Here is a 7,430-nt window from a genome sequence, read left to right on the forward strand (position 1 = left end):
ATAATAATCATGGATTTTTAATGTGTTAAAACAGTTTTCATTGTTGAGTGTCTGTTTGCTGTCGTTGTTCTGGTCAAGTGTTGGTGTCGCTCAACAACCCGTAACGCTACCAGATAATATTCGTGGTGCTCTATGCCTAGTTAAAGCCGATCATAAGATCGTGCTCGTTAACGAGGTGATCACCAAGCAGATTTCATTGCCAGGAGGGACGATATCTCCCGGTGAATCTCCAGAATTGGCCGCGCAAAGAGAAACATGGGAAGAAACGGGCCTTGTTGTAACGGTAGGGCGCACGTTGGGGTATACGGATACGGCTGTCGTTTACAGCTGTCGCAGTGATTCCGATGTGATTGCTTTTGAGTCAAAAAATAGCCGTAATGGACATGAGTTGCCTATTTGGTTTGCTCCTCATTATGGTGTCGAGGTTGCTAGCGCAATGCTGATCGATCCGTATCGTATTGATGCAAGTCAGTATCGTTACCCTGAGCAATGGGATCGGATCAAAACCATGTATCAAGAAGCGGATAGCCAACCCGTGATTTATGTAGAGAATCTGGTTTCTGCTGCGCCTCGGTTTCACCAAATCGAATTAGGCTGGATGATGAAATTGCAGAATACGGTCGCGGAATGGCCGTATACGCTGAGTTCGTCGATTTATCAAATCGCAGTATGGATCACCAAATTGACGGATCCTTTATTGCTGATAGTTTTATTTCCAGTGATTGCCTGTTATCTGGGTAAAGAGTCTGTTTATAAGATATTTTTTGTGGTTACCGTGAGTTCATTATTGTCATTGGTGGCTCAGCAAGGATTTGCATTACCAAGACCTCATGCCTATATACCATTGTTGGAACTTTGCCAAAGTTACGGGTACGGTTTTCCAAGTTTACCGATTGCAGTTTGGTTTGGTGTAGGGATATCACTATTGCGAGCTTTTGATCATCTCGATTTCAACCGAATGTTTGTGGGTTTTATCGTGTTGATGGGGCTATTAATGTTGGCCAAATTCTATATTGGGGAAGCCTTCATCAGCGATATGGTGATAGGTGGATTGTTGGGCGCTCTGGTCGCGTGGCATATTGTTCGTTTAGATGAACAATCTTATACCGACGTCAGGACACTGCTGGGTTCGCGTGGGGTATGGTGGGGTTTAACGATCACGGTTGCACTGCTGGCTATGATCTGGCCCTTGCCTAGTTTCACCGCTTGGTTAGCCATTTTGCTGACGGCATCGGCTTTAGTTATGACAAAGAGCACTGAACCACTACACATCACTCTTCAACGAATGTGGCTGCTGATCATTTTGTTATTAGCACTCAATCAAGTGGTGTTATTTGGTGCCACGCTCGTTTCATACAGCAGTATTTTCTCTTTAATGGTTGAGACGCTCCGCTTGCCAATACTCATGCTCATCTTTGCATGGTTCATGCGAAAATGCCGTGCTTAACCTGGTTGTTTAGTCAACATCCCGATTAAAGACGCCTCGACTGAGGCGTCTTTAATGCCTATTCGTGAGACTCACCGAGTACAAATTTTTCTATAGCAACTGCTACACCATCGTTGTCATTACTGAGTGTAATATAGTCGGCTAGCTGCTTAGTTTGTTCCATCGCATTTGCCATTGCAATTCCAAGTCCTGCGTATTGCAGCATGTGATGATCATTTTCAGCATCTCCCATACAAATAATGTGTTTAGCCTCGATCCCCAAGTGCTCGGCAATCGCTTTGACACCGACGCCTTTATTACTCTGTGTGTTTAAGAATTCAAGAAAGAATGGTGCACTTTGTACAATGGTAAACTGTTGATAGAGTTCCGGAGGAAGTTGTTCAATGGCTTTTTGTAGCAAGCTCGGCTCTGCCACAATCATTGCTTTGATGATGGGATGATCATCTTCAAGCTGTTCAAAATCCATTTCCGTGATTGGCAGTCCGTTGATTCTTGCTTCAAGCTCGGTATATTCACTGATTTTAGGCGTGATCAGACCATGAACTTGGCTAAAGGCGTGCGTATTCACGTTAAGTTGGTTAGCAAGGTTAGCGACTAATTTTGCAGAGCGGCCATCGATAATTTTGTGATGAATAATTTCACCACTGCCAATGTTTTGAACCATTGAGCCGTTGTAGTAAAGGACAAAATCCTCATTTGAGTTTAAATGCAGTTCTTGCAACTTATCGCGCATGCCATCAATGGGACGTCCAGACGCCAGCACCACTTTTACGCCTTTTTCACGAGCTTTGGCTATAGCCTGTTTTGTTCTGGCTGTGATCTGTTTTTGGCTATTGAGAAGAGTACCGTCCATATCTAAAGCGATGAGTTTATACATGACTTACCTAAATTAAGTGAAGAAGAAAGCCAGCAGCTTATGCAAGTTGAGATGTGATCGCCACTGATTTAGTCAAATTTTTACGCACGTGATGGGTTTAGTTTGACCTAAGGCAAGGCATCTATTAAGGTCAGCGACCTGCATTTTTTGATATTGAGTTAGGCTGAGTTTACGTTGTACAAAATTAATGAAATGTTTGAGACCATTCAAGGTGAAGGCGTGCATACCGGCGTTCCTGCGGTTTTTATTCGTTTGCAAGAATGCCCAGTGGGATGCGCTTGGTGCGATACAAAGCAGACGTGGGATGCAACGCCGCAAGATGAACGCCCAATCAATGATGTGCTAGCCAAAACCCAAGATAGCCCAACTTGGTGCTCAGTCAGTGCAGAAGAGATGGTGTCGCTCTATAAAACACAGGGTTATCATGCTAAACATATTGTAATTACGGGCGGTGAACCGTGTATTTATGATCTGCGTCCACTTGCGCAAGCATTTGAGGCAATCGGATGTCACATTCAAATTGAAACCAGCGGCACATTCCCGGTTCAAACCTCAGCAAATACATGGGTGACAGTGTCACCAAAAATTGCAATGAAGGGCAAACTGCCTGTACTCGATTCAGCTCTGTTAAGAGCAAATGAGATCAAGCACCCCGTCGCAACGGCTAAAGATATTGAACAGCTAGATACGTTATTGCTGCGAGCGCAAGTTCCTGATTCAACAGTGATTGCTTTACAGCCTATAAGTCAGAAAGAGCGGGCAACCCAATTGTGCATTGAAGCATGCATTGCGAGGAACTGGCGTTTATCGATTCAAACGCATAAATATTTAAGTATTGCCTGAGGAGAGGAAAATGAAAAAAGCCGTTGTGGTATTTAGTGGTGGCCAAGATTCAACAACCTGTTTGGTTCAGGCATTAAAAGAGTTTGATGAAGTGCACGCCATCACCTTTGATTATGGCCAACGCCATAAACTCGAGATTGAGGTTGCCAGCACCTTAGCGAAAAAGTTAGGTGTAGCTGCACATAAAGTCATGGATGTCAGCTTACTCAATGAGTTGGCGATCAGTTCACTCACTCGTGACGATATTCCAGTATCACACGAGTTACAAGAGAATGGGTTACCGAACTCGTTTGTGCCGGGGCGTAACATTCTGTTTTTGACCCTTGCGGGTATTTACGCGTATCAAATAGGCGCAGATGAGGTGATTACTGGTGTTTGTGAAACAGACTTTTCTGGCTATCCGGATTGCCGAAATGATTTTGTTAAAGCGATGAACAGTGCTTTGGTGCAAGGGATGGATCGCCCATTCAACATTCGTACTCCTTTAATGTGGCTAAACAAAGCAGAAACTTGGGCATTGGCGGATCAACATGATGCTCTCGAACTCATAAGACACGAAACACTGACTTGTTATAACGGTATTATTGGTGATGGTTGTGGCGATTGCCCATCATGTGAGCTACGTAAAGCGGGTTTAAACGATTATTTAGTAAACAAAGCGTTGGTGATGAATGCGCTTCACCAAAAGCAATCTGTAACTTTATGATGTATCTAATAATCAACGTATAGATCAAGTGAAATTTAAACGGGTGTTCTAGTGTTTGCGAATGGAATAGCGTGCAAATAGAACACCCATTATTTAGCTCAAGGTACTAAATAGTTCAAGGTACTAAAGGTACATTTTGGCCAAATCTGCAGGTTCTACTTCTTTACCTTCTAAGCTTGCATTCCAGTTGGTGCCAATTAATACACCATCTTCATCAAGGGTAATCAACCAATCTTCTACGAAAATATCGAGAGGGATTTCTAACACTTCGAAGTCAGACCACTCTTCAACGTTGTGAGTTTGTGCATCTTCTTTGGTTGACCAAAAGGGCATAACTTCACTACTTTCAAATTCTGTCGAGTCGCATGCCAGCCAACCATCTTCATTTTTTAAGCCCCATACTAGTTGGGTCTCTTTTGTTTGTTCAATAAACAATTCTAAGTTTGCTTGAAGGTCAGCAGTTAATTTGCTCATTATCTTTATCTCATAAGGTGATGACGCGCAAGGATAGCATTTTGTGCTAGTAAACTCATTACAATTTTAGACAGAAAAAAGGGGCGAAAACGCCCCAATCCTCGATAAATATCGATTTCAACGCTCGCGTTTGGTGAAAATGGTCCACTCTTCTTTCACCGAACCTTTGTGGCCGACGACAGTGGCGACAACTTTTCTATTCATCGCATGGCTAATATCATCATCACCATTTTCTGTCAGTTCAGTATCACCAAAACCAACAATACGGACACGAGTATGGCTAATGCCGTAACTAACAAGCGCCTTCTCGACGTTATAAGCTCGGTTTTTCGATAACTCTAAGTTATAACCTGGATTCCCAACCTTACTGGCATAACCTTGTAATTCAATCGAAGCTGAAGGGTATTGCTTGAGAAAATTGGCCATTGACCGTATTTGACTTAGAAACACAGGGTTGACTATTGCTGAATCATTCGCAAACAGAATTCTAAGCTGGAGTTGCTCTTCGGTTTTAATGAAAGTGCCACAACCATCATTATCGATCTCTGACTTCAATGGTGTTTCGGGGCACAAATCTCTGGCATTAATCACGCCGTCAAAATCATCGTCACGTAAATCGTCTATTTGATCAGCGAGTGGCATATCAATATATGGATAATCATCTCTAGCAGATGAAGCCGTCGAGGTGATAAAGAGTAAGCTCGCTATCATTGGCCATAAGTATTTCAACATGTTAGTACTCCACCGCATCATGCCACTCTTTGGGTGTATCCACTCTCAACGAACTCAACAATGACCCAGTTGCATTCATAACACGGTATTTTGCATACTGTTCATCGTATTTGGCATCGAGATAACCTTTTCTTGCTTCGAAAAGCTCATTTTCAGTATTCAACACATCCAATAGTGTTCGCTTGCCGAGCTTATATTGTTTTTCATAAGCAATAACCGTATCTGAAGCAGAATCAACATGATCGGCTAAAAATTCTTTTTGTTGTAATGTCAAATCGAGAGCGCTCCAAGATAAACGCAACCCCTCTTCAACACTACGATAAGTCCGATCTCTTAAATCTTTCGCTTTGTTCATTTGGTAGGCAGCACTGTCGGTGCGCGCAGAATCTGAACCACCATTGTACAGGTTGTAACGCATCCTAATCATGGCCGAGAATTCATCGCTGCTACCTTCTATCCCACCGGCATCATCACGCCATGTTTGTGCAGCTTCGAAAGATAACGTTGGGTAATTTGTTCCCTGAGTTTGTTTATATTGAAACTTTGCGGAATCAACATCGGCTTGCGCTACTTTGATGACCGGGTGATCTTGGTAGGCCTTTTCTAAAGCGTCATCAACGGTAAAAGGCAAAGCAGAATGGTCTGCTCTAGGGAAAATTAAATCTTGAGGAGGTTGACCTACCAACCGTTTAAACTGGGTATGTATATCAAACAGATTATTCTGTGCAGCTAAAAGATTGCCATGGGCTTTAGCTAAACGAGCTTCAACCTGAGAAAGATCAGCGGTTGAACCAATGCCTGATTCCACACGCTTTTGTATATCACGATATATTTTCTTATGTACTGAGAGGTTGCTTTCAGAAAGTGTCAGTATTTCAAACGCTTTCGTTGCATCGAGATACACCTTAGTGACCTCTAATGCGATATCTTGAGCGTCAGCTAAGAGTTGGAAACGAACCGATTCGGCATCAGCCGAAGTACGATCAATATCGTTTAAAGTCGAAGAACCATCCCAAATTAGTTGGGTTAAGGTAATGGTGGCTTCTTTACGAGTAAGTTCATTTTCAGTACCAGAGGCTAAATCAACCGCTTCGTAGCCAATACCAGCATCGAGATCGATCCTTGGAAGGTAAGCACCAGAAGAGGCTTCGCTATTATAGCGCTTACTCACATATTCGTTATATGCACTTTTAATATTTGGATTGGTTGCAAGCGTTATTGACACCGCTTGCTCAAGAGTCTGGCTATATACAGAGATCGGGAAGCTGAGTGCGATGGCGTAGCTCAACGTTTTCATGTTCATCCAATTCACTTGGGCACTCCTCTAGGGACTTCTACTTCTTTTAAGCCGCAATAGTACGGCATTAGCTGTTGCATTATCGAGACGCTTGATGGAAAAACGCAACAAAATAACATTAAATTCTCATCAGTAAACAGCAACATATTCATTACATTCGTGATTTTAGCAAAGAATCATACACCAAATCATCAATTAACATTTATTAAACATTGTTGATTGTTCTTATAATAAAGTACATCTTTAGTGTGATATTGATTCAAACTATAAATGTGTGACTTAAGTCTCCACCTACGTCACATAAGAAGGTGTAAAAATGGTTTTTCCTTTGTATTACAGGTGTTAAATGCTAATTTTATTACCATTAGAAATGACAAATTACGTAGCAAAGATGTAGGAATGTAAACAGTCGCATCGTTGTGAATTCGGAAGTTATTAGAGGCATTATATGGAACTTGGTTCTTTTTCTTTAGGTACAACATTAACTTTCGGTCAGATGATCGTTGTGGATGCAAATGGCAATGTACGGGTGCTTCAGCCAGGAGAAAAAACCTTGCCTGGTGAAATAATCATCAGTGCCAGTAACGCTACCCCAAACGATGTAGGCAATAATAATGATGTACAAATATCAAGAGTTAACGCCGATGGTCGCAACGTAGATATAACTAATGACATCAATGAAATTTTCGCAGCATTAGAGCAAGGCCAAGACCCAACACAGCTAGGCGAAGATCTTGCAACTGCAGCGGGTGAATCGAACGGTTCAAGCCCGACGGGTTCAGTCAGCATCGCTCGCGACGCTTCGGAAACCATAGCCGCAACAGAATTCTCCACGTCAGCACTCACCGCGCTAGGCCTCTCTGAAACACAAAGTTTAACGCTATTAGAAAGCTATTCTCAAAGTGCTTTAGGGTCAATTGTGACGGGCATCAATGGTGCGAACGATAAGGCAGACATCCAAGGCGCGGTGAGCGGCAGCGTGACCGAAGACGCGGCGGATAACACCGCGACGGGCACCTTGACCTCAAAAGACGTGGACAACACCGACAACGAG

At 42.8% G+C, this 7,430-nt stretch carries 8 protein-coding genes; 4 read left to right on the forward strand and 4 right to left on the reverse strand.

Annotation, left to right across the window (positions count from 1 at the left end; translation table 11 throughout):
* Positions 1 to 22: 22 nt before the first annotated feature.
* Positions 23 to 1,447, forward strand: a complete 1,425-nt coding sequence (locus AACQ79_RS12920) for a bifunctional NUDIX hydrolase/phosphatase PAP2 family protein (protein WP_064625135.1) — start codon at positions 23 to 25, stop codon at positions 1,445 to 1,447.
* 58 nt (positions 1,448 to 1,505) lie between these two features.
* Here the strand turns inward: AACQ79_RS12920 and yidA are convergent, their stop codons facing one another.
* Positions 1,506 to 2,324, reverse strand: coding sequence for a sugar-phosphatase (yidA, locus tag AACQ79_RS12925; RefSeq protein WP_064625137.1), 819 nt, complete (start codon positions 2,322 to 2,324; stop codon positions 1,506 to 1,508).
* Between the two features lie 174 nt (positions 2,325 to 2,498).
* Between yidA and queE the strand changes: the two genes are divergently transcribed.
* A complete protein-coding gene (gene queE / locus AACQ79_RS12930; protein ID WP_170899191.1) occupies positions 2,499 to 3,167 on the forward strand; it encodes a 7-carboxy-7-deazaguanine synthase QueE in 669 nt (222 codons plus the stop codon).
* A gap of 10 nt (positions 3,168 to 3,177) precedes the next feature.
* Entirely contained in the window at positions 3,178 to 3,873 is a 696-nt protein-coding gene (gene queC / locus AACQ79_RS12935) for a 7-cyano-7-deazaguanine synthase QueC (protein WP_170899192.1), read from the forward strand.
* A gap of 123 nt (positions 3,874 to 3,996) precedes the next feature.
* Here queC and AACQ79_RS12940 read toward each other — a convergent pair whose 3' ends face one another.
* The 3 genes from AACQ79_RS12940 to AACQ79_RS12950 form a co-directional block, all read right to left on the reverse strand.
* Positions 3,997 to 4,347: a DUF2750 domain-containing protein gene (locus AACQ79_RS12940; RefSeq protein ID WP_013856942.1), complete on the reverse strand. Its 351-nt coding sequence runs from the start codon at positions 4,345 to 4,347 to the stop codon at positions 3,997 to 3,999.
* A 117-nt stretch (positions 4,348 to 4,464) separates the two neighbouring features.
* Complete coding sequence (locus tag AACQ79_RS12945; protein WP_017042438.1) at positions 4,465 to 5,100, reverse strand: OmpA family protein; 636 nt, start codon at positions 5,098 to 5,100, stop codon at positions 4,465 to 4,467.
* Positions 5,081 to 6,391 carry a TolC family outer membrane protein gene (locus tag AACQ79_RS12950; RefSeq protein WP_013856940.1) on the reverse strand — a complete coding sequence of 437 codons (1,311 nt, stop codon included), beginning with the start codon at positions 6,389 to 6,391 and terminating at the stop codon, positions 5,081 to 5,083. The genes AACQ79_RS12945 and AACQ79_RS12950 overlap by 20 nt, the downstream gene beginning before the upstream one ends.
* 433 nt (positions 6,392 to 6,824) lie before the next feature.
* Between AACQ79_RS12950 and AACQ79_RS12955 the strand changes: the two genes are divergently transcribed.
* On the forward strand, positions 6,825 to 7,430 hold a 606-nt coding region (locus AACQ79_RS12955; RefSeq protein WP_170899193.1), incomplete at its 3' end, for a retention module-containing protein.

The organism is Vibrio sp. 3-2(1), assembly GCF_963887575.1.
Lineage (GTDB): Bacteria > Pseudomonadota > Gammaproteobacteria > Enterobacterales > Vibrionaceae > Vibrio > Vibrio anguillarum.